Genomic DNA, 19,756 nt, shown 5'->3' with positions numbered 1-19,756 from the left:
AACTCGACACTAACACTTGCGTGATGCAAGGGTCACGGTTATCGTTGCGTGACGCTGGCGCTTGCGTCATGCAAGTTTGACTGAATTGAGTCACGGACGAAGGAGTCGAGAAATGATCGCGGATTACACGACCACAATCACGGTGAGCAAGACGCCCCAGGAGGCGTTCGACGCAATAACCGACGTCTCCGGATGGTGGGGCAGGATAACCGGGACCTCTACCACTGTGGGCGACGAGTTCGTCTACCTAGTTCCCGGAGTGCACTACAGCGGAATGCAGGTCGTCGAGCTAGAGCCCTGGCGCAGAATTGCATGGGCCGTCACCGGCAGTTACCTGAGCATTATCGCCGACACGCAGGAGTGGAGCGGGACGACCGTCCGGTTCGATATCGACAAGGGCGACGGCGGCACACGGATCACCTTCACGCACGAGGGCATCAATCCCGACGCTGAATGTTACGGCGTGTGCTCGAACGCGTGGGGCACTTACGTGCGTGGTAGCCTCAGGGCCCTCATCGAGACGGGCGTAGGTCAGCCCAACTCCTTAGATGGAGACGAATGAGTTTGGGCGCCACCATGACGAATATGGAGCATTGAACTCAGATCTCGTCGCCGACGACATCGCCCGCTCACTCGCTGTCGAATGATCGCTGCCAAGAGCGTAGTTATCGCACCGCGCGTTAACCTTGCTCACTGGGTACCCTTCTGTCCACCGGTGGTCATCGTCGGCGGGAAAAGAGTGTCTCGCTGAGTGCTGGAGGCGGCCAGAGCGGCCAGCTGGGTGCGATTTGCCACCTCGAGCTTGGCGTACATGTGAGAGAGGTGTGTTTTAACCGTCGCACGGCTCATGAAGAGTCGTTTTCCGATCTCGGGGTTGTTCAGGCCGCTCACCGCAAGCCGTCCGACATCCAACTCCGTCGGGGTGAGACTGGCCCATCCACTTGACGGCCGACCACGGCTCCCGCGTGCTCGTTGAGCGTATGCGGTTGCCTCGACGACAGTCATCAGTCGGCCTTCAGCCAAGGACGCGTCGAAAGCTTCGCGGCCGACACTCTCAGCAGCAAGTGCCCTCGCGAGCGCATCGGAGGTCACCGGCCGACAGCTCATCTCCTCGCGCGCCCGGTCGCATGCACCAAGCAGCCTGCCAGCCTCGATGAAGGACTCGGCGATGAGGGCGAGCCGCGCGAGCGACTCAAGGCTGAGGACGCACAACAGAGTCAGTCCGTGACTCGCCCGCAGCTCGAGTGCGGCGTGGTGCAGGTCCTCCGCCTTCTTGAGGTCGTCAGGCTCAAGCAGATGCGCGGACTGTTCGAGCACATCGGCCAGCACGCGGGGGAGACCCAATCTTGTCGCCACGTCTAGCGCAATGGCGCAGGCCTCAGCCGCGGAATCGGGCCGGCCGACCTCTCGCAAGGCCCACGCACGCGCGGTCAGAGTCTGGGGGGACAAGTAGGTGTCAGGACCGAGGTCCTGTTCGGGGGCTTTTCTGTCGAACCAGACGAGCGCCCCTGCAGCGTCGCCCCGCCACAAGCGCAGGTGACCGATTGTGCGGGCGAGTCCGGGCACGAAGGGAGGATTGTCCGCGTCCAGGGCGGCATCGATGACTGGCGACAGGGCCGACTCGGCAGCGTCGATATTGCCGGTCATACCCTCGACGGTCGCCAGGACGCTTCGTGCCGACCCGATCCTGTGGTAATCGGCCAGTGGTTGCGCCACGGACACGGCCCGAGCGGCCAGCTCACGGGCCCGTCTGATGTTGCCCGTGTAGAGCGAGCTGAGTGCGAGGAAGCCGAGCGTCGTCGATGCGATGCCTTGGTCGCCGCAGGGCAGGAGCCCATCAACGGCACGTTCCATCAGAGGCACCGCGCGCTCGTGTTCATCGCGGAGGTGCAGGATGATGCCCATCAGGGCGAGAGCGGCGTCATGGACGTAGCGATAGCCGATCTCATCCGATTCAATTAGCGCTTCCTCCGCAAGGCGCAACCCCGCGTCGAGGTCGGTGTAGAAGGATCCCACGGCGCTCAGGATCAGCGCGAGGCAGCCGGTGCGTCGGTCTCCTGCCTCGCGCGCGAGCGCAAGTGACGCCTGCGCCGCGTCGTATTCGAGCAACGGGTCCGTCGTGTCGGCGACCAACGCGACTCCTACCAGAAGTCGTGCCTGTAGTGACGTGCCGCTATCGCTCGCCTTCGCCGCGGCCTCCTGGAGGAGCGCCAGCCCCTCTCGTCCCCTGATGCTCAGGTGCCAGAGGAACGGGAGCTCCGCTGCGAGGAGGCGACCCCGCTCCACATCGGCCGAGAGGGCGAATTCGATGGCGGTGCGCAGATTCTCATAGTCGGCATTCATTCGCACGTGCCAGGCACCCGGATCCTCCTCGAGGAGTGGGGCGCTGTCTCGGGCGAGGGTGAGGAATGCGTCCAGGTGACGCTCGCGCATCTCGTCGTACTCGTCGGCCGCGACGAGACGCGAAACGGCATAGTGACGCACCGACTCGAGCATTCCGAACCGAGTCTCGGGGCCGCGGGGGTCCGCGACCAGCAGCGACTTACGGACCAGTCTGCCCAGGCCCGCGATGACGTCGGTGTGGGTGAGATCGGCAGGGGCGCTGACAGAAGCTGCGGCCGAGATCGTGAAACTGCCGGGGAACACGCCCAGGCGGCGGAAGAGCATCTTGTCGTCCTCGTCGAGGAGATCGTAGCTCCACGCCATCGAGGCAGCCAGAGTCTGGTGTCGCGCCGCCACGCCGTGCGGGCCGCGATTGAGCCAGGAGAAGCGGTCGTCCAGGCTGCCGAGGATCTCCTGAGGGGACAAGATGTCCGACCACGCCGCGGCCAACTCGATGGCCAGCGGAATACCGTCCAGCCGCACACAGGTCAAGTGCACCGCCGCGATCATGTCCGCAGGCCCGGCGAGGACGATTGCGCGGGTCCGGTACAGGGCCATCGCATCGTCGCTGGTGAGGGAGGGCACGCGCCAGACCAACTCGCCTAGCACTCCGAGCGATTCGCGGCTTGTCGCCAGGACCGTCAAACCGGGACAGTCGCGCAACAGGTCCGCGACAAGGTCTGCGGCGGCATCGATGATGTGCTCGCAGTTATCCAGGCACAGCAGCGTCGGTGCTTCGCCGATCTGACGGACCAGCGAACCGAGGGCTTCACCAGCAGAGGCCTGAAGTGTGCCGCAGGCCGCGGCGACGAGCTCCACCACGCCCTTCGGATCGTTCGTCGCGGTCAGGTCGACCCACCGCACTTCATCGGACCACGCAGCAGCATTGTCCATACGCGCGGCCTCCGACGCCAACCTGGTCTTGCCACATCCTCCGGGCCCGACGATGGTGACCAGCCGTGACCCTGCCAGCGCAGATCGGATGGACTCGAGTTCGGTGACCCGGCCGACGAAGCTTGTCAGGTAGGTGGGGACACCGAGTTCGAGAGACATCGCGGCTCGCTTGACTTCCTGCGCCATGTCGGCGCGGCATATCGACCAGATGGCCGATATTTCCGACCATTCCCCGGGCGAGGATGGAACGGTTCCTGACACCAACGTCGGGAAAGTTCAGTTGAGCAAGGGTATCGCCACCCTCGCGATGTCACCAGGTGGAGTGTGAAACCCACGCACGATGCATGGCCCACAACCGAACTGACCCGGAAGGAGAAACGGATGGGTGAGGTCCACATTAACCTTGTTCAGCACGAGGGCAGTCGTGTGCCACGGGCGATCGCAATCGTCATGTGGACGGCGATGATTTTCCTCATCGGGATCGTGCTTGTGTTCGCCGCGCTGCGTGTGTTGACCGATGTGCCCCTGCTCGTGAGCGGAGAGGTACCGGAGGAAGGTGACTTCGAACTGCGCTACGTCATGCAGCCGTGGCTCGCGTACCTGCACATCGTGCCCGGCGTCGTGTATCTCGTCGGTGCACCGCTGCAACTGTCGCGTCGATTCCGGGAACGGCACTTCACGTTCCATCGTCGCTTCGGGCGTGTGCTTCTCGGGTTCGGACTTGTGAGCGGCGCCTTCGCGCTCGGCTTTGGTGTGCCGTTCTCGTTCGGCGGGCCGTGGCAGTCGCTGGCTGCCGCGGTGTTCGGATCCTGGTTCATCATGTCGTTGCTGCTCGCGTTTCGTGCGATACGAGCGGGGAATGTGCGGATACACCGGCGTTGGATGATCCGCGCATTCGCTGTCGGCCTTGGTGTCGGCACCATCCGACTCTGGGTCGGCCTGATCGCGGGCACCGGGCTGGTGTCCCTCGAGGCCAGCTTCGCGCCCGCATTCTGGCTCGGCCTCACGATGCACGTCGTGGCCGGCGAGCTTTGGCTATGGTCGTGGCCAAACGTGAACGGTCATCCGGGCGCTCGATCATCGCGTGCCTGGCGCGCGTCGAGATCGTGAGAGCGAGTTGCCTGCCCATGACAAAGGCCCAGCCCCACAAAGTGGGACTGGGCCTTTAAAGCTCTAATTAGAGAGCGTTGATGTTCGTCGCCTGGGGGCCCTTGGGACCCTGCTCCGTGTCGAACTCGACCTTCTGTGCTTCCTCGAGGTTGCGGTGTCCGCTGCCCTGGATCGCGCTGAAGTGCGCGAAGACATCGGCAGATCCGTCATCGGGAGCAATGAAGCCGTAGCCCTTGTCGGAGTTGAACCATTTGACAGTGCCAGTAGCCATGCTGTGTTTCCTTTGTATTCGTGGGCCGAGCTTCGACCCGTAATGCCTCGACGATGATCGGCTCGGCAGCTTGTGGGGGCTCTCAGCATGACGGCGAAATTCGCGGCGTACGTGGCTGGGAGCGTGAGGTAGGTGAGGACGGATGATCGAGTGGCCACCATGCCAGTGAGGCAATCGGACCGATGAACAGCCGGAGATTCCGAAGGTCATCGTGAATGTGTCGCTCCAGTCTAGCCCAAACTTGTCGCTTCTTGCTGACAGTTATCGCTTTGACACATGAAACGATGGATCAATGAGCTCTGCGAACCTGACCAGGGAAGAGACTGCCGCACGATCTGCGGCCGTCACCGTGCACACCATTCGCGTCGAACTTGATCTTCTCGACGCGCCGAATCAGGAGAAGCCAGGCTTCGGCACCACCACAACGCTGGTATTCGACGCCACCGTCTCAGGCACATGGATCGACTTCATCGGCGAATCCGTGAACAGAGTCACGGTCAATGGCACCGAACAGCCCGTCGTCTACGACGGCGCGCGCATCGCCGTCACAGGACTCGCAGCATCCAACACCGTCGTGGTCGAGGCGATCGGTCTCTACAGCCGATCCGGTGAAGGTCTGCACCGTTTCGTCGACCCCGTCGACGGTGAGACGTACCTCTACACGCAGTACGAGCCGGCTGACTCGCGGCGCGTCATGGCGTGCTTCGAGCAGCCAGACATGAAGGCGGCGTTCACGTTCTTCGTGCGTGCGCCCGGCGGCTGGCACGTGCTGTCAAACCAGAACTCGGTCTCGGTACATGACGAGGGCAGCGCCCAGACAGTGGAGTTCGCACCGACGCTGCCACTGTCGAGCTACATCACCGTGGTTGCCGCGGGGCCCTATCACCGAGTGGATGCGACCTGGACTCGCGGTGAGCAAAGTGTGGCGCTCGGGGTGCTGTGTCGTCCGTCCTTGGCGAAGTTCCTTGAGGAAGACGAGATCATCGAGGTCACACGTCAGGGCCTGGACTTCTTCACGGACGCGTTCGATTTCCCCTACCCCTGGGGTAAATACGACCAGATCTTCGTGCCGGAGTACAACCTTGGTGCGATGGAGAACCCGGGGCTGGTGACTTTCACTGAGGCGTACCTGTCGCGCGGTGCAGCGACCGACGCACAGCGTGGAGGTCGCGCCAACACGATCCTGCATGAGATGGCTCACATGTGGTTCGGAGACCTCGTCACCATGCGTTGGTGGGACGATCTCTGGCTCAAGGAGTCGTTCGCTGATTACATGGGCGCTCACGCGTCCGTGGCGGCCACCCGCTTCACGGATGCCTGGGTGCGCTTCGCCGCCAACCGCAAGGCATGGGCGTATCAGCAGGATCAGCTGCCGACGACGCATCCGATCGTTGCTGACATCACTGATTTGGAAGCTGCGAAGTTGAACTTCGATGGCATCACCTACGCCAAGGGTGCCTCGGTGCTCAAGCAGTTGGTCGCCTTCGTCGGTGAGGAACAGTTCTTTGAGGGAGCGCGGCGTTACTTCGCAGCTCACGCCTATGGAAACACGACGCTCGACGACCTGCTGATACAGCTCGAGGAGGCTTCTGGTCGTGATTTGCGGGCGTGGTCGAAGGCATGGCTGGAGACGAGTGGCGTCTCGACGATGTGGCTGGAGATCGACGGTGCCGGCGAGCGGATGCTGGTGCAGACGGATCCGCGTCCGCATCGGCTTCGGATCGGCCTATATGACTTTGTGGAGGGTCAGCTTTCGCTGCGTGAGCGGATCGAACTCGACGTCGCCGCGGAGCGAACGCCAGTGCAACTGCCTGATGCGGATCTCGTACTGATCAATGACGATGACCTCACCTATGCCAAGTCGCGACTTGATCAGCGATCGCTTGCCTCGGTCGAGCAGGCGTTGTCGACGCTCGAACCCCTCCCGCGTGCTCTGGTCTGGTCGTCGTTGTGGAACGCCACACGTGACGGCGCGCTACCTGTTGCCCGCTATCTGGCCATCGTCGGCGCGCACGCTCCCGCGGAGGAGAATATCGGCCTGCTCGCCGGCGTGCTGGCGAATGCGGCCTATGCCGTGGGACACTATGCAGTCGATGCTGACCGTGCCGAGCAGCGCGCGGCGTGGCTGACGACGACGTGGAACGCGCTTACGAATGCAGCCGATGGCAGTGATGCGCAGCTGTCCTGGGCGCGGGCCTACGCTGCGGCATCCGCATATGACGGGTCTCACGCGGATCGAGTGCTCGCGATGCTCGACGGCGACGCGCCGGAGGGTCTGACGGTTGACCCAGACCTGCGCTGGTCGCTACTGACCGCACTGATGGCGACCGGACACGCATCTCACGACACGGTCGAAGCCGAACTGGAACGCGATGACACGGCGAGCGGCCGCACGGCGGCGGTGCGCGCTCTAGCCGCACGCCCGGTCGAGACCATTCGAGTGACGTCCTGGTACCGAGCATGGGAGGATCGCTCACTCAGCAACGACCACCTCAGCGCCATCATTGATGGAGTGCGCGGCGGCGGCCGGCGAGACCTCATCGCCGGGCTCGATGCGGAATACTTCGCACGTATTGCCGCTGCATGGAATGACCGCAGCATCGAGCTCGCCAGACGCCTCGTGATTGGGCTGTTCCCGGCATCCGATGATCTCGAGCTGGTCGACGCATGGCTCGTCGCCAACGAGAACGCGCCCGCCGCGCTGCGCCGTCTCGTGATCGAGCAGCGTGACCACCTCGCTCGCGACCTGCGAGTGCGTGCGGCGCAGTAACGGCGCTCAAGTGATCTCGGCGGCTATCTCAGCCGTGATCTCGGCGGCGGTGCTGCGACCAAGCGCGAGAAAATCGGTGCGGTCGTCGCTCTGGGTGAGCAGAATGGCAGCGACTGAAGCAGACCAGGCGCGCGCCCGGGTCCACGTTGCATCGTCGTACCGGTCGCCGACGGCACGGCGGAACGAGATTCGCCCGTCCGCATCAAATGCCATCCACGCGACAGCGAGATCGTAGGCCGGGTCGCCTGCCGAGACGTCGCCGAAGTCGATGATGGCAGATAGCCGGGTTCCGTCGACAAGAATGTTGCCGGTGTGCAGATCGCCGTGGACCCACACTCTCTCAGTGCTTTCGGGCACGGCGAGGCCGGCGGTCCAGGCACTCTCCAGCGGCTGTGCGGTGTGTGCTGGCAGCTGGGCGAGGAGCACCCGCATTCGTTGGTCGCGTCCGACAAGCGGGATGCCACGGACAGGGTTATGCGGCGCGTCCAAGGGGGCAGGCTGGTGCAGTGCGCGCAAAGCTTGGGCCAGAGACGGAATCCAACTGGAATTGTCCACTCGCGCCCTCCCCAGCGCGTGCATCCCCGTGATCCACGGCACGACCGACCACGGCCACGGGAAGTCGTCCGTCGGCCGCCCGTGGACGACCGGGACCGGCGTATCGACGCCCACTGCAGCAAGCCGGGGACCGAGCAGCGCGAGGGCCTGATGCTCATGCGTGATCAAGGGCGCAGCCAATGCGCGACGCGGAACGCGTACCGCGAGTTCATCGCCGAGCCGCCAGGTGGCGTTGTCCCAGCCCTCGCTGACGAGCTGCAGGGGAAAGGAAGCGAGGTCCGGCGCGTCTTGCGCGAGCAGCAGCCGCACTCCGGCCTCATCTAGTAGGCGCTCAGCAGCGGGGGAATCGACCATGATTAGAGGTCGAGCGACTCGCCAGGATCGACCTCGAAGAACTCTCCGCCATTCTGTTCGGTCGCCCACTTCAGCCGAGAACGGTGCATGTTGCGTCCGATCACCGAGAGGGTCATGTCGTGCACGCCGAAGGCGCGACGGGGCTTCACTGCGAGTACGAAGTCCATCGCCTCGCCAATCTTCAGCCAGGGCGCCCCCAGAGGGGCAGCGAGCGCGTCGACGTCGACGTCCTCGGGAATGGCGTAGGAATCACCGGGGTAGTAGAGCTCGTCGTTGATGAGCACTCCCACGTTTTGGACCGAGGGCAGTGATGAATGGATCACAGCGTGGTCGCCGCCGAAGAAGCGCAGAGTGAATCGACCGACCGTGACGGTGTCGCCTGGGGAGACCACGATGATCTCGTAGTCACCGGCCGCTGCAGCGACACCGGCCGGGGCGAAAATCGGGGTGCCGGGGGCAGCGCGGAGGATGCGGTCGAGATGCTCGGGCGTCCAGTGGTCTGGGTGCTCGTGAGTGATCACAACGCCCACCACATTCGAGAGGTCGTCGAGCGGCGTGGTAAATGATCCTGGATCGATGATCAGTGTGTCGCCGCTCTCATCGATACGGAGGGCGGCATGTTCGTGCTTTGTTACGCGCATAGGGAGAGTCAACTCCTTCGAGAGCCGTCCGGCAAACTGCTTCTCAGGATGACGCGCCCGGGATACTGTCTCCCTGTGCCTCGATTTGGCGGAGCAGAAAATCTCATGGCATACTTGTACAGTTGTCGCGGGACGGAAACGCCCCGTAAGACTGGCCCCATCGTATAGCGGCCTAGTACGCTGCCCTCTCACGGCGGTAACGCGGGTTCGAATCCCGCTGGGGTCACAACACAGGATAGCCCTCGATTTCTGAGTTCTCAGAAATCGAGGGCTTCTTTGTTTTTCTGGGTGTCCGCCGCGGCGGGTTGGGGCTGCGACTATCGAGACAGCGTCAGAGCGATCAACTCAGCTCTCGTGCTGGCGCCTACCTTTCTCAGCAAATTTGACACGTGAAACTTGACGGTGTTGGCGCTTATCCCGAGTCGCACGGCGATGGCCTGATTACGTTCTCCGGCCGTGACGAGGCGCAGCACCTCGTACTCGCGCGCGGTGAGAGATGCTCCTTCAGCGAGAGGTTTGGCGTCAGCACGCGGGTTCAGGGGGAGGATCACCTCGAGAGACGAGCCCCATCCTGTTGTGGCGTCGACGCTCAGGATGCCGTCCAATGACGTGACCCGCTCGGCGATCGGCCGGAGCGTCTCATCGTGCACGGTCAGGTTGCCTCGCCCGTCATCACGAATGCTGATGAGAAGGTTCAGCCCGTCACAATCCCATTGGACTCGAACCCGGTGCGCATCGCCTCCGTCGACCAGTGCCAGGACAGCGTTGCGGACAATAGCTCGCGCGGCGTTGGCGACTTCGCTGGGCAGAGCCCTCCCGGTGGTCGGAGGCTCGATGAACTGGATCTCGAGCGAACCGAAACGCTCCAGGGGCCTCAGCTCATTCCGCAGTCGAGCGAACGCACCGACGACGGGTTCGAGGATCGAACTTCGCTGCTCGTCTGCCTCGGTCCTCAGCCGCACCAACGCTGTCGCCGCGGTGTCTATCGCAGCTGCCCGTGCTGCCTGATCAGTGAGCCGGGGAGATCTCAGGATCGCGAGAAGCGACTCAAGTTCCACGGCATGGCGATCGGCCTGGTCCGCCACGGTTCGATCGAGATCGACGACGAGCCGACGTGACCCAGGGGAAGCATCCTCGCTGTCCATGGCCCCAACCTACCCGAGAGTTCCCCACACGTCTGGGCGGGGAACTCTCTCGTTCGTCGGCGCGCCAAGATTAGGCGCCGTCGGGACTAGGCGCTGCCGACTAGGCGTCGCCGGGACTACAGTGCTGCGACCCCTGCTTCGGCAACCGAATGATCCTGCTCGCCAGAGCCGCCGCTGACACCCACTGCGCCTACGACCTCGCCGCCACGCACCAGGGGGATGCCGCCCGCAAAAATCGCGACCTTCCCACCGTTCGTATTCTGAATGCCGAAGAACTGCTGTGTCGGCTGGGAGTTGTCGCCCAGATCCTTTGTTGAAATATCGAAGGCTTTCGAGGTCCACGCCTTGTTGATCGAGATGTTCACGCTCCCGATCCAGGCGCCGTCCTGCCGGACGTGTGCCACAAGATTGCCGCCGGAGTCGACGACGGCGATGTTCATGGGCTGGCCGATTTCGCTTGCCTTCTTCTCAGCGGCGGCGATGACGCGACGTGCGTCTTCGAGGTTGACGGTTGTCATGGTCTCTCCTTGCTTCTGCCCGACTACGCCGGGACTTGATCAGATCAGGATCAGGCAGTGATGTACCCGTTGGGATTCAGTACGTACTTTGTGGCGGCGCCTGCGTCGAATTCGGCGTAGCCCTGCGGTGCCTCATCCAGCGTGATCGCCTTGGCGTTCACCGCTGCGGCGATCTTGGCCTTGTCGTGCAGGATTGCCATCATGAGCTGCCTGTTGTACTTCATGACCGGGCACTGTCCAGTTGTGAATGACAGCGACTTCGCCCAACCGGTGCCGAGACTGATCGAGAGGGACCCGACCTTCGCTGCCTCGTCGACGGCACCAGGATCTCCCGTGACGTAGAGACCGGGGATGCCGATTGCGCCGCCCGCGCCGGTCACATCCATGAGCGAGTTAAGTACGGTCGCCGGAGCCTCCTTCGCCTTTGCACCATGGCCTTCGCTACGCGCCTCGAACCCGACCGCGTCGACCGCAGCATCCACCTCTGGCACACCCAGGAGTTGCTCGAGTTGATCGGGCACGGAGCCTGCGCCCACGTTGACGGTCTCGCAACCGAAACTGCGTGCCTGAGCGAGGCGGTCCTCGTTCAGATCGCCGACAATCACTACTGCGGCCCCAAGCAGCTGCGCGCCGACCGCTGCCGCGAGACCCACCGGGCCTGCGCCCGCGATGTAGACCGTGGAGCCGACGCCAACTCCGGCGGTGACGGCACCATGGAAACCGGTCGGGAAGATGTCGGACAACATCGCGAGGTCGAGGACCTTCTCAAGAGCCTGATCACGGTCGGGGAACTTCAACAGGTTCCAATCCGCATAGGGCACGAGCACGAACTCTGCCTGGCCTCCGACCCACCCGCCCATGTCAACGTAGCCGTAGGCACTGCCAGGCCGATCGGGATTGACGTTCAGACAGATGCCGGTCTTTCCCTCCTTGCAGTTGCGACAGCGGCCGCACGAGATGTTGAAGGGGACCGAGACGATATCGCCGACCTTGATGAACTCGACGTCCGGGCCCACCTCAACTACCTCGCCGGTGATCTCATGGCCGAGAACAAGCCCCGCAGGGGCAGTTGTCCGCCCACGCACCATGTGCTGATCGGAACCGCAGATGTTGGTCGCGACGGTGCGAAGGATGACACCGTGCGGGATCTTCCTGCCGACGTTCGCCGGGTTCACGCCTGGGCCGTCATGGAGTTCGAAGTCGGGGTAATCCGTATCGATCACCTTCACGACGCCGGGTCCCTCGTAGGCGACCGCTCTGTTTCCAGACATCTTCGTCCTTCCTCTCGGGCGGAGATCTCCGCTTCTTCAGCCTGTCCCAGGTGCGGCTGTTCGCGCTACCTACCCTCGAACCGTTTATGCCTACCCGATCAGGCAGGATCCAACCCGCACGACTGGGCTACGCTCAAACGCATGGGCCGGATCACGACGAGGCGGTCGGTGACGAAGATCGCGCTGGACGACGGTGTGCACCGTCGCGCCGACACGCTCGCCGTTGAGGAGCCGCTGGAGATCCGCGTTGGCGGCACCGCGTTGGCCGTGACCATGCGCACACCGGGCAACGATGTCGAACTCGCCGCCGGATTCCTCGTCTCGGAGGGTGTGATCGGCGAAGGCTGGGAATTCCACTCCGCTATACATTGCGGAGGGCCTGGTACCGGAGGGACGGAGAACACCTACAACGTCTTGGACGTCACCCTCGCTCCCGGCGTGCCCCCGCCCGCCCCGGACGTCGCTCGCGCCTTCTACACGAGTAGTTCTTGTGGCGTGTGCGGCAAAGCCAGCATCGATGCTGTGGAGACGGTGTCGCGCTACGACGTCGCGGTGGACGACGCTGTCGTCGACGCCGCAGACCTCGTCACCTACCCTGCGCGGTTGCGTGAGAAGCAGGACGCGTTCGACAAGACCGGTGGGCTGCACGCAGCGGCGCTCTTCGACGCCGGCACCGGCACGCTCCTGGTGCTCCGCGAAGACGTTGGCCGACACAACGCCGTTGACAAGGTCATCGGATGGGCGTTGCTGAACGACCGACTGCCACTGAGGGGAACTGTGCTGCAGGTGTCCGGTCGTGCCAGCTTCGAGCTCGTACAGAAGGCGGTGATGGCAGGCCTTCCCGTTCTCGCCGCTGTCTCTGCGCCGTCGTCGCTTGCGGCGGAGCTCGCCGAGAAGTCGGGTCTGACGCTGGTGGGATTTCTCCGCGGTCGGTCCATGAACGTTTACGCCCACGCTCACCGCGTGAGGGTGAGTACAACGGCATCCGATGATCGCGCGCTGATCGCCGAAGGGACAGGATATGACCAGTCTGGACGATGAATCAAAAGACGTTGACGCGAAATCCGGAGTGGCACTCGGGCTGATGCCCGCGGAACCCCGGCAGGGCGGATACGGACCAATGACCGCTCGGCCATGGTCGCAGCAGGACTACGATCACCCCGCCGCTGCCTGGGGTGCGGCGCTCTCGGTCGGCGAGCTTCTTCTGAAGTCGAAAGCGCCGGTGAGCGGTGCGCGGGCGATGTTCACGATGAACCACCCCATTAAAGGTTTCGACTGTCCAGGGTGCGCGTGGCCCGACGATCAGAAGGGGCTAAAGCTCGACATCTGTGAGAACGGCATGAAGCATGTCACCTGGGAGATGACGCACAAGCGCGTCGGGAGCGGCTTCTTCTCACAGCACACCGTCACGGAGCTTGCTCAGTGGTCCGACTTTGACCTGGAGAACGCTGGTCGCCTCACCGAGCCGATGGTCTACGACCCTGAGACCGACCGTTATGCGCCGATCAGCTGGGATGACGCCTTCGCGCTCATCGGGGCGGAATTGCGAGCCCTGGCCAGCCCGGATGAGGCCACGTTCTACACGTCGGGACGGCTCAGCAACGAATCGTCCTTCCTGTATCAGCTGATGATCCGCGAGTACGGCACGAATAACATGCCGGATTGCTCGAACATGTGCCATGAGGCATCCGGTCGGGCGCTGACGGCATCCATCGGCTCTGGAAAGGGGACCACCACCGTCGAGGACTGGGAACAGACGGATGCGCTGTTCCTCCTCGGGGTGAACGCCGCCTCGAATGCGCCCCGAATGCTGACGGCGCTGTCGGACGCAGTGAAAAATGGCGCGCAGGTCGTGCACGTCAATCCGCTGATCGAGGCGGCATCCACTCGCACGACCGTGCCACACGACTTTGTCGACATGGCGCTGTTCAAGACCCATGAGACCGGCACCCTCGACCTTCAGGTGCGCATCGGCGGTGACATGGCGCTGATGCGCGGCATCGCGAAGGTTGTCTTCGAAGCGGCCGAGACCGACCCGAGTGCGCTCGACACCGCGTTCATCGAACGTCATACCCAGGGGATCGAAGAGTACCGTGCCGTCGTCGAGGCGACCGGGTGGCCCGAGCTGGTGCAACAATCGGGACTCACCGAGGAGCAGATCAGGGCGGCGGGTGCGATCTACGTCAAAGCCGACCGAACGATCATCAGCTGGTGCCTCGGAGTGAGTCAGCAGGAGCACGCCGTCGACATGGTCCGCGAGTTCATGAACGTGTTGCTACTGCGGGGCAACATCGGCCGACTCGGAGCGGGCCCGGCACCGGTGCGCGGGCACAGCAACGTGCAGGGGAACCGCACCTGTGGGATCAATCATCACTCCCCGGCGGCGCTCCTGGATCGTCTGGACGAGGTGTGCGGAATCACGTCTCCGCGGAAGCCAGGACTGGATACCGTCGCCAGCATCCATCGCATGCATGAAGGCGCGGTGAAGGTATTCGTCAGCCTGGGCGGCAACTTCGTGCTGGCAGCACCGGACACGACATATACCGCGGAGGCGCTGAGCCAGTGTGCTCTCACCGTTCAGGTGAGCACGAAACTCAACCGCAGTCACCTCGTGCACGGCCAAAAGGCGCTCATTCTCCCGTGCCTTGGACGCACGGAGCGCGACGAGCAGGTCGCCGGTCTCCAGGGCCAGACCGTGGAGGACGCCATGAGTATGGTCCACCTTTCGGTCGGTAAGAAGAAGCCAGCCTCCGAGCACCTCCTCTCCGAGCCAGACATCATCGCAAGGATGGCGAGGGCAACCATGCCCGACAGTGCGACGCCATGGGAGTCCTACGCCGGCGACTACGGCCTCATCCGCGATGTGATGGCGAAGGTTCTGCCTGGATTCGAGGGCTTCAATGAGCTCATCACTCACCCGAACGGGTTCCGCATCCCCCAACCGGCCCGCGAGCTCGACTTTCGTACGGCTTCCGGCAAGGCAGATTTCTCCGCACCGGCGCTGCACGATGTGCGGCCCGCCGCCGACGACATGCTGGTGCTGCAGACCATGCGCTCACACGACCAGTGGAACACCACCATCTACGCCAACAACGACCGCTACCGCGGGGTGAAGAATCTGCGCGAGCTCATCTTCCTGAACGAATCAGACATGAGAGATCGAGGAATCGAGCAGGGGGACTTCGTCGATATCGTCTCCACGTCGAAGGACGGCACGGAGCGCTCACTTCGGCAATATCGGGCCGTGGCGTACAACACCCCGCAAGGAAGCGCCGCGGGCTATATGCCCGAGATGAACGTTCTGATTGGGAACGCCGATTACAGCGCGCAGAGCGATCAGCCGCTGATGAAGAGCATCCACGTGCGTGTGACCCGCTCCGCAGATCAGCCGGTGTCCAGGTCATAGATCCAAGTCTCCGGCATGCTTGATGCATGGATCTGGAGATTTCACCCGCTCTCACGATTCCGGCGTCGGAACTCGAGTGGCGGTTCTCCCGGTCTTCGGGGCCCGGCGGGCAGCACGTCAACACCTCAGACAGTCGCGTCGAGCTGCGCTGGAGCGTTGCGGACTCTGCTGTGCTCTCCGATGCCCAGCAGATCCTGCTGCTCACTCGGCTCGCTCGACGCCTGATATCAGGGACGATTTCCGTGACTGCTTCGGAGCAGCGCTCTCAGCTGCGCAATCGCGAGATCGCTCTGGCCAAACTCGCCGAGCTCGTCAGGGGAGGTCTCGCACCGGCGCCAGCGCGCCGTCGTGCGACGAAGCCGACCAAGGGTTCGGATCGGCGCCGCTTGGCCGCAAAGGAACAGCGTTCGGCCACGAAGCGTCAGCGCCAGCGGCCGAGCTCCGACTAGCGCCGTCGCCGGTTGTGTTCCCCGTCGCGGTTTGTGTCGCTAAACGGGTGAAATACGCGCACAAACTGCGACCGGAACGGGAAACGCTACGCGGCGCGCAGCGTCATCGTGCGGAACTGACGGTTGCGCAGTGGGAACGACATCATGATCACGAGGCCAGCGCCGAACACCACGAACGGCACCCAGGTCGCGGTGACGGACGCCAGGGCACCGAACGCAGCCATCGCGACCGGCATCAGCACATCGTCCCCGAGCCGAGTGATCGAACTCATTCGCCCGAGGTACGCGGCGTCGATCGTCGCGGCGAACGTCGCGCCCAGCAGAACCGATGCGAAGCCCGCGGTCAATCCGATCACGAAGCACCCCGCACCGGTGAGCCACGCGGGGCCGACGCCGACCAGCACGATTCCCACGCCCTGCACCACGAGGGCCCAGAATCCACCGAGAGCTTCGTGTTTCGGACGCCAACGTGCCACGGAGATCGCGCCAAGCGCCGCGCCAAGGCCGATAAGAGCTTCGAAGAGTCCGACGGCTCCCGCACCCCACCCCTCGTCGAACGCACGCAGCGCGATACCGATTCCGACCGCAGGACCAACCGCAAGGTTCAGACCCGACAGTGCGATCACGAGCGTGCGTGTGGTCGGGGCATCCCTCAGGTGAGTGAAACCGTGTTGGATGCCGCGGAGCACAGACTCTCGCGGTGCGCGGGGCAGCGCGAAGCGGGGACGCAACCAGATGGCGATGAACGCGATGACGAGAGTGAACGTCAGGGCGTTAATCGACGCGCTGCCACTGAGGCCCGCGAAGGCGACAAGGAATCCACCAATCGCGGCACCACCCATAGTGCCCAGGCGGGTCGCAGTCTGCATGACGGCGCTGTAGGACGGCAAGTCGCTCGTGCGCACGAGCTGCCGACCGATCGTGGCGGCAGATGGCTCATAGAACGCGTCGCATGCGCCGAAAGCGATGGCTGCGAGCATGAGCACCAAGACCGACGGCGGGGAAGCCAACGTCCATAAGGCGACGAACACCAACACACCCACGCGCAGGACGTTGAACACGATCATTACATGTCGGGCGTTTGCGCGGTCGGCGAGCACACCGCCGAACAAAAGGATGACGGCGCGGGGGATTGTTCCTGCCGCGACGATGAGCCCTGCGATCGCCGGTGAGGTTATCTGCACGGCAGTCCAGGCCAGCGCGATCGTCCAGATCGCATCGCCCGCGTCCGAGAGCGCCTTGACGACAATCCAGGCATGCACCGCCGTGTCTCGAGAGAACCGGGGCGGCTCGCGAAGCAGAGTGGGTTCGATGGTGCTCATGGAGTCGTCGGGAATCCGTGGGCGAACACAAACACCGGCTGGCGCTCGGCGCCGTCGGAGGTGTCGATCTCATCGCGCCAGAGATTTATTGTCTCGCCCAGCCTCGTCGACAGCGTGGCGAGTTCTTCAGACGTGGCCCAGGTGAGTGAATCGGTGCTGAACGCGGCGCGGCGCCACTCCTGCGCAGGATCAATTCGACGCCGCCACGCTTGCAGCCTGCCGAGCTGCGTGTTGATATTGACGCGTTCCGCACCGCGGGCGAGCATCGCATCGGCGGGTGAGTCGGCGAAGTCGTCGACCGACCAGCTGAAGCCGCGTCGCGCCGGCCGCCACCAACTCGTACGTCGATCGCCCGTCGGGTCGTCAGCTCGCTCGACGATGCCAGCGCGTTCGAGCATCCGCAGATGATGGCTGATGCTGCCGACCTGTTGGTCGAGGGTACGAGCCAACGTGGTCACCTGACTCGCGCCGTACAACCCGAGGTAGTCGACGATCCGCCTGCGCACCGGATGGTGGACGGCGGTGATCGCCTCGATCTCTTCCATGCCACCCACGCTAAGCGCGGATGGCTATCTTCACAAGAGTTCTTGTATACCGCGGAAAATCAAGAGATCTTGGATGCTGATGCGCTCCGTCGACGGCGGCGAATCAGCCAGATGACGAGGAAGACCGCACCGCCGATCACGAGCCAGGGGAGCATGAATCCGAACGCGATTACCAGGGCGTTCAGTGACACGATCAGTCCGTTCCACCCTGCGAGCAGGCCATCGGCGAATCCATCCGGTTCAGGCGTGCTGGCCGAAGTCTGCTTCGTGAGTTCGACCTGCAGCGAAGACATCGCGATCTGGTCCTCCAACGCGGCGAGCTGCTGCGTGTACGACTCGAGCTGGGCCTGCCGATCGGTCAGCGCGACTTCAGCTTCGATCAGTTCGGAGACGCTGCCCGATTGCGACATCAACTCAGTCAGTCGCGTGACCGATGCACTGGTCGCTTCTACACGGGCACGCAGATCGATCGCTGTGGACGTGACGTCCTGCTTTGAGATGGATGACCGAACTACCGTGCCAGTGTCGCCGAGGGCGTCGATCACCACGGTGAGGTCGGCAGATGGTACGCGAACGCTGATCCAGCCATACCCCGTGCGTGGTTGCTCCGGCATGCTCGTATCAGAGCTCAGGGGATCTGCCGAGATGTCCGTGCTCTCGACATACCCGCCCTTCTCCTCTGCAATCGCAGAGATCGCGTCCGCGGCTGCTTCGATATCGTCGACCTGAACCGTTGCCTGGCCATTGGCAATGATCTCGCGGTCGGCGTTCGCAGATGAGACGTCTGTTGCAGCGGAGTCCATTGATGCGCTCTCCGGCACGGCCATGTCTGACACGCGAGACGATTCGCCAACTGCATCACCCGCAGAAACCGCGGACGAGTCTCCTCCTCCGGAGGCCGTGCCGCCTGTGATGCTCAGCAACGGAGGGGTTACCAGAATCCCTGCGGCGAACGCCGCGGCAACGCCGAGCCCGGTCAGCCACCTGCGACGACGGCGCTTCTTCTGGTGTGTCGGGAGCGGCCCCACGGCAGGCGCCCGATCCAGCTCGATCTGCGAGAACACCGCACCCTCGATCCTGTCGATGCTCGCTTGGGATAGCTCCGGCAACTCGAGGGTCGCCCCAGCGGTCTGATCGTTCATGCGTCTCTCACTTCCTCAACAGCGCTTCGCAATTGCGTGCGCACTCGCGAGAGACGATTGCGGACGACGGCGTGACTCACCGCGAGCTCATCGGCCGCGGCCTGATACGCGTAGCCCTCGGTGGCGCAGAGCCGGAAAATCTCCTGATCCAACTCGCTCAGGGTGCCGATCTCCTCGGCGATCCTTTCGGCAAGCGCGGCGGTGATCACCTGGTCTTCGACGCTCACCGTGTCGGCGAGGGTGTCGTCTGCAGCATCCGTTGTGTGCGCCTGCTCACGCCGGCGCTGACGAAGCCGATTTGCTGCCTGGAAGCGACAGATGGTCGCAAGCCATGGCAACAGCGATTCGCCGACCAGTTCGAGCCCCGGAAGCTTGCGCCAGGCGACCACGAATGTCTCCTGAGCAATGTCCTCGGCATCCGCGGGGGAACTCAGGATGCCGTGGGCGATCCAGTAGACCGGACGAACGTGCGCGCGGTACAGAGCGCGGAAGGCGCTCTCATCACCTGACGCGGCGCGTGCCGCCAAATTCTGGTCTTCAGACCGTTCAGGCATCCGGTTCCCTTCAGCGTCTCTCATCATGAAGTGTCGGAGGATGCCTCATCGTCTCAGAAATCTTCTGATGAGGTTGGCGGCCGGTAGATCCAGGCCTTCTCGCTGATGTGCCCGCCGGGTTGCGTCCAGTCGACGCCGCCGACCACCAGCAGTGCGTGCTCGGCCCACACGGCCGGTCCCGCCTCTGTCGGTGCTGCCGTTGGTCGCCCGAGCGCTGTCCAGGTTCGGAGCGCGTGGTCGTAGACGTACCCGTCACTGATCGCGAAGCGGTCGGAGACTGTACTTTGACGGAGCCACGCACCCAAGTCGGGTTCCGGCGCATCCGTCAGAGGTGACCATGTGCCGTCCGGCAGGGTGAGGATGCCTCCGTATGGGTAGGTCCGTCCCCACCTGCCATCGGTGCCGGTGAGCTGCGCGGTCACGAGTT

Annotated in this window: 18 protein-coding genes and 1 tRNA gene; 7 read left to right on the top strand and 12 right to left on the bottom strand. The window is 63.7% G+C overall.

What is annotated here, in order from left to right; translation table 11 throughout:
- Positions 1-112: 112 nt before the first annotated feature.
- A complete protein-coding gene (locus AC1C2O_RS04015) occupies positions 113-562 on the top strand; it encodes an SRPBCC family protein (RefSeq protein WP_495429156.1) in 450 nt (149 codons plus the stop codon).
- A 128-nt stretch (positions 563-690) separates the two neighbouring features.
- On the opposite strand, the gene AC1C2O_RS04010 is transcribed toward AC1C2O_RS04015, so the two are convergent.
- The gene (locus tag AC1C2O_RS04010) at positions 691-3,435 is read right to left on the bottom strand and encodes a helix-turn-helix transcriptional regulator (protein ID WP_495429155.1); all 2,745 of its coding nucleotides are present in this window, start codon (positions 3,433-3,435) and stop codon (positions 691-693) included.
- 222 nt (positions 3,436-3,657) lie between these two features.
- Between AC1C2O_RS04010 and AC1C2O_RS04005 the strand changes: the two genes are divergently transcribed.
- Positions 3,658-4,386 carry a DUF2306 domain-containing protein gene (locus AC1C2O_RS04005; RefSeq protein ID WP_495429154.1) on the top strand — a complete coding sequence of 243 codons (729 nt, stop codon included), beginning with the start codon at positions 3,658-3,660 and terminating at the stop codon, positions 4,384-4,386.
- 67 nt (positions 4,387-4,453) lie between these two features.
- On the opposite strand, the gene AC1C2O_RS04000 is transcribed toward AC1C2O_RS04005, so the two are convergent.
- Positions 4,454-4,657 (bottom strand): cold-shock protein, encoded by a 204-nt coding sequence (locus tag AC1C2O_RS04000; protein WP_036279545.1) that lies wholly within the window; start codon positions 4,655-4,657, stop codon positions 4,454-4,456.
- Positions 4,658-4,949: 292 nt separating this feature from the next.
- On the opposite strand from AC1C2O_RS04000, the gene pepN reads away from it, so the two are divergent.
- Complete coding sequence (gene pepN / locus AC1C2O_RS03995; RefSeq protein ID WP_495429153.1) at positions 4,950-7,427, top strand: aminopeptidase N; 2,478 nt, start codon at positions 4,950-4,952, stop codon at positions 7,425-7,427.
- A gap of 6 nt (positions 7,428-7,433) precedes the next feature.
- Here pepN and AC1C2O_RS03990 read toward each other — a convergent pair whose 3' ends face one another.
- Together AC1C2O_RS03990 and AC1C2O_RS03985 are read right to left on the bottom strand one after the other, a co-directional pair.
- Positions 7,434-8,336: an aminoglycoside phosphotransferase family protein gene (locus tag AC1C2O_RS03990; protein ID WP_495429152.1), complete on the bottom strand. Its 903-nt coding sequence runs from the start codon at positions 8,334-8,336 to the stop codon at positions 7,434-7,436.
- 2 nt (positions 8,337-8,338) lie between these two features.
- On the bottom strand, positions 8,339-8,977 hold the full coding sequence (locus AC1C2O_RS03985; protein WP_495429151.1) for an MBL fold metallo-hydrolase: 639 nt from the start codon (positions 8,975-8,977) through the stop codon (positions 8,339-8,341).
- A 153-nt stretch (positions 8,978-9,130) separates the two neighbouring features.
- On the opposite strand from AC1C2O_RS03985, the gene AC1C2O_RS03980 reads away from it, so the two are divergent.
- Positions 9,131-9,203: transfer RNA gene (locus AC1C2O_RS03980), tRNA-Glu, on the top strand.
- A gap of 91 nt (positions 9,204-9,294) precedes the next feature.
- On the opposite strand, the gene AC1C2O_RS03975 is transcribed toward AC1C2O_RS03980, so the two are convergent.
- The 3 genes from AC1C2O_RS03975 to fdhA form a co-directional block, all read right to left on the bottom strand.
- Positions 9,295-10,122 carry a helix-turn-helix transcriptional regulator gene (locus AC1C2O_RS03975; protein WP_495429150.1) on the bottom strand — a complete coding sequence of 276 codons (828 nt, stop codon included), beginning with the start codon at positions 10,120-10,122 and terminating at the stop codon, positions 9,295-9,297.
- A 116-nt stretch (positions 10,123-10,238) separates the two neighbouring features.
- Entirely contained in the window at positions 10,239-10,640 is a 402-nt protein-coding gene (locus AC1C2O_RS03970; RefSeq protein ID WP_495429149.1) for a GlcG/HbpS family heme-binding protein, read from the bottom strand.
- Between the two features lie 50 nt (positions 10,641-10,690).
- Positions 10,691-11,911 carry a formaldehyde dehydrogenase, glutathione-independent gene (gene fdhA / locus AC1C2O_RS03965; RefSeq protein ID WP_495429148.1) on the bottom strand — a complete coding sequence of 407 codons (1,221 nt, stop codon included), beginning with the start codon at positions 11,909-11,911 and terminating at the stop codon, positions 10,691-10,693.
- 141 nt (positions 11,912-12,052) lie between these two features.
- Between fdhA and fdhD the strand changes: the two genes are divergently transcribed.
- Genes fdhD through arfB form a run of 3 tightly spaced genes read left to right on the top strand, consistent with a single transcriptional unit; the run spans position 12,053 to position 15,766 of the window.
- Complete coding sequence (fdhD, locus tag AC1C2O_RS03960) at positions 12,053-12,952, top strand: formate dehydrogenase accessory sulfurtransferase FdhD (protein ID WP_495429147.1); 900 nt, start codon at positions 12,053-12,055, stop codon at positions 12,950-12,952.
- Positions 12,933-15,317 carry an FdhF/YdeP family oxidoreductase gene (locus tag AC1C2O_RS03955; RefSeq protein WP_495429146.1) on the top strand — a complete coding sequence of 795 codons (2,385 nt, stop codon included), beginning with the start codon at positions 12,933-12,935 and terminating at the stop codon, positions 15,315-15,317. Before fdhD ends, AC1C2O_RS03955 begins: the two co-directional genes overlap by 20 nt.
- 26 nt (positions 15,318-15,343) lie before the next feature.
- Positions 15,344-15,766, top strand: a complete 423-nt coding sequence (gene arfB, locus AC1C2O_RS03950; RefSeq protein WP_495429145.1) for an alternative ribosome rescue aminoacyl-tRNA hydrolase ArfB — start codon at positions 15,344-15,346, stop codon at positions 15,764-15,766.
- An 86-nt stretch (positions 15,767-15,852) separates the two neighbouring features.
- Here arfB and AC1C2O_RS03945 read toward each other — a convergent pair whose 3' ends face one another.
- From AC1C2O_RS03945 to AC1C2O_RS03925, 5 genes are read right to left on the bottom strand one after another with little or no spacing between them, the layout of a single operon-like run.
- Positions 15,853-17,088: an MFS transporter gene (locus AC1C2O_RS03945; protein WP_495429144.1), complete on the bottom strand. Its 1,236-nt coding sequence runs from the start codon at positions 17,086-17,088 to the stop codon at positions 15,853-15,855.
- Complete coding sequence (locus AC1C2O_RS03940) at positions 17,085-17,633, bottom strand: ArsR/SmtB family transcription factor (protein WP_495429143.1); 549 nt, start codon at positions 17,631-17,633, stop codon at positions 17,085-17,087. Before AC1C2O_RS03940 ends, AC1C2O_RS03945 begins: the two co-directional genes overlap by 4 nt.
- 59 nt (positions 17,634-17,692) lie before the next feature.
- Positions 17,693-18,775, bottom strand: coding sequence for a DUF4349 domain-containing protein (locus AC1C2O_RS03935; RefSeq protein ID WP_495429142.1), 1,083 nt, complete (start codon positions 18,773-18,775; stop codon positions 17,693-17,695).
- On the bottom strand, positions 18,772-19,329 hold the full coding sequence (locus AC1C2O_RS03930; RefSeq protein ID WP_495429141.1) for an RNA polymerase sigma factor: 558 nt from the start codon (positions 19,327-19,329) through the stop codon (positions 18,772-18,774). Before AC1C2O_RS03930 ends, AC1C2O_RS03935 begins: the two co-directional genes overlap by 4 nt.
- Positions 19,330-19,382: 53 nt before the next feature.
- Positions 19,383-19,751 (bottom strand): hypothetical protein, encoded by a 369-nt coding sequence (locus AC1C2O_RS03925; RefSeq protein ID WP_495429140.1) that lies wholly within the window; start codon positions 19,749-19,751, stop codon positions 19,383-19,385.
- Positions 19,752-19,756 lie beyond the last annotated feature (5 nt).

The organism is Microbacterium sp. Y355 (genome assembly GCF_059445345.1).
This window is presented reverse-complemented; position numbering and strand designations above follow the sequence as displayed.

Excerpts from the sequence above, each read along its gene's own strand:
- AC1C2O_RS03990 (WP_495429152.1), bottom strand. The coding sequence starts at position 8,336 with ATGGTCGATTCCCCCGCTGCTGAGCGCCTACTAGATGAGGCCGGAGTG.
- AC1C2O_RS03930 (WP_495429141.1), bottom strand. The coding sequence starts at position 19,329 with ATGCCTGAACGGTCTGAAGACCAGAATTTGGCGGCACGCGCCGCGTCA.
- AC1C2O_RS04005 (WP_495429154.1), top strand. The coding sequence starts at position 3,658 with ATGGGTGAGGTCCACATTAACCTTGTTCAGCACGAGGGCAGTCGTGTG.
- AC1C2O_RS04015 (WP_495429156.1), top strand. The coding sequence starts at position 113 with ATGATCGCGGATTACACGACCACAATCACGGTGAGCAAGACGCCCCAG.
- pepN (WP_495429153.1), top strand. The coding sequence starts at position 4,950 with ATGAGCTCTGCGAACCTGACCAGGGAAGAGACTGCCGCACGATCTGCG.
- fdhA (WP_495429148.1), bottom strand. The coding sequence starts at position 11,911 with ATGTCTGGAAACAGAGCGGTCGCCTACGAGGGACCCGGCGTCGTGAAG.
- AC1C2O_RS04000 (WP_036279545.1), bottom strand. The coding sequence starts at position 4,657 with ATGGCTACTGGCACTGTCAAATGGTTCAACTCCGACAAGGGCTACGGC.
- AC1C2O_RS03985 (WP_495429151.1), bottom strand. The coding sequence starts at position 8,977 with ATGCGCGTAACAAAGCACGAACATGCCGCCCTCCGTATCGATGAGAGC.
- arfB (WP_495429145.1), top strand. The coding sequence starts at position 15,344 with ATGGATCTGGAGATTTCACCCGCTCTCACGATTCCGGCGTCGGAACTC.
- AC1C2O_RS04010 (WP_495429155.1), bottom strand. The coding sequence starts at position 3,435 with ATGTCTCTCGAACTCGGTGTCCCCACCTACCTGACAAGCTTCGTCGGC.
- AC1C2O_RS03970 (WP_495429149.1), bottom strand. The coding sequence starts at position 10,640 with ATGACAACCGTCAACCTCGAAGACGCACGTCGCGTCATCGCCGCCGCT.
- AC1C2O_RS03945 (WP_495429144.1), bottom strand. The coding sequence starts at position 17,088 with ATGAGCACCATCGAACCCACTCTGCTTCGCGAGCCGCCCCGGTTCTCT.
- AC1C2O_RS03955 (WP_495429146.1), top strand. The coding sequence starts at position 12,933 with ATGACCAGTCTGGACGATGAATCAAAAGACGTTGACGCGAAATCCGGA.
- AC1C2O_RS03975 (WP_495429150.1), bottom strand. The coding sequence starts at position 10,122 with ATGGACAGCGAGGATGCTTCCCCTGGGTCACGTCGGCTCGTCGTCGAT.
- AC1C2O_RS03940 (WP_495429143.1), bottom strand. The coding sequence starts at position 17,633 with ATGGAAGAGATCGAGGCGATCACCGCCGTCCACCATCCGGTGCGCAGG.
- fdhD (WP_495429147.1), top strand. The coding sequence starts at position 12,053 with ATGGGCCGGATCACGACGAGGCGGTCGGTGACGAAGATCGCGCTGGAC.
- AC1C2O_RS03935 (WP_495429142.1), bottom strand. The coding sequence starts at position 18,775 with ATGAACGATCAGACCGCTGGGGCGACCCTCGAGTTGCCGGAGCTATCC.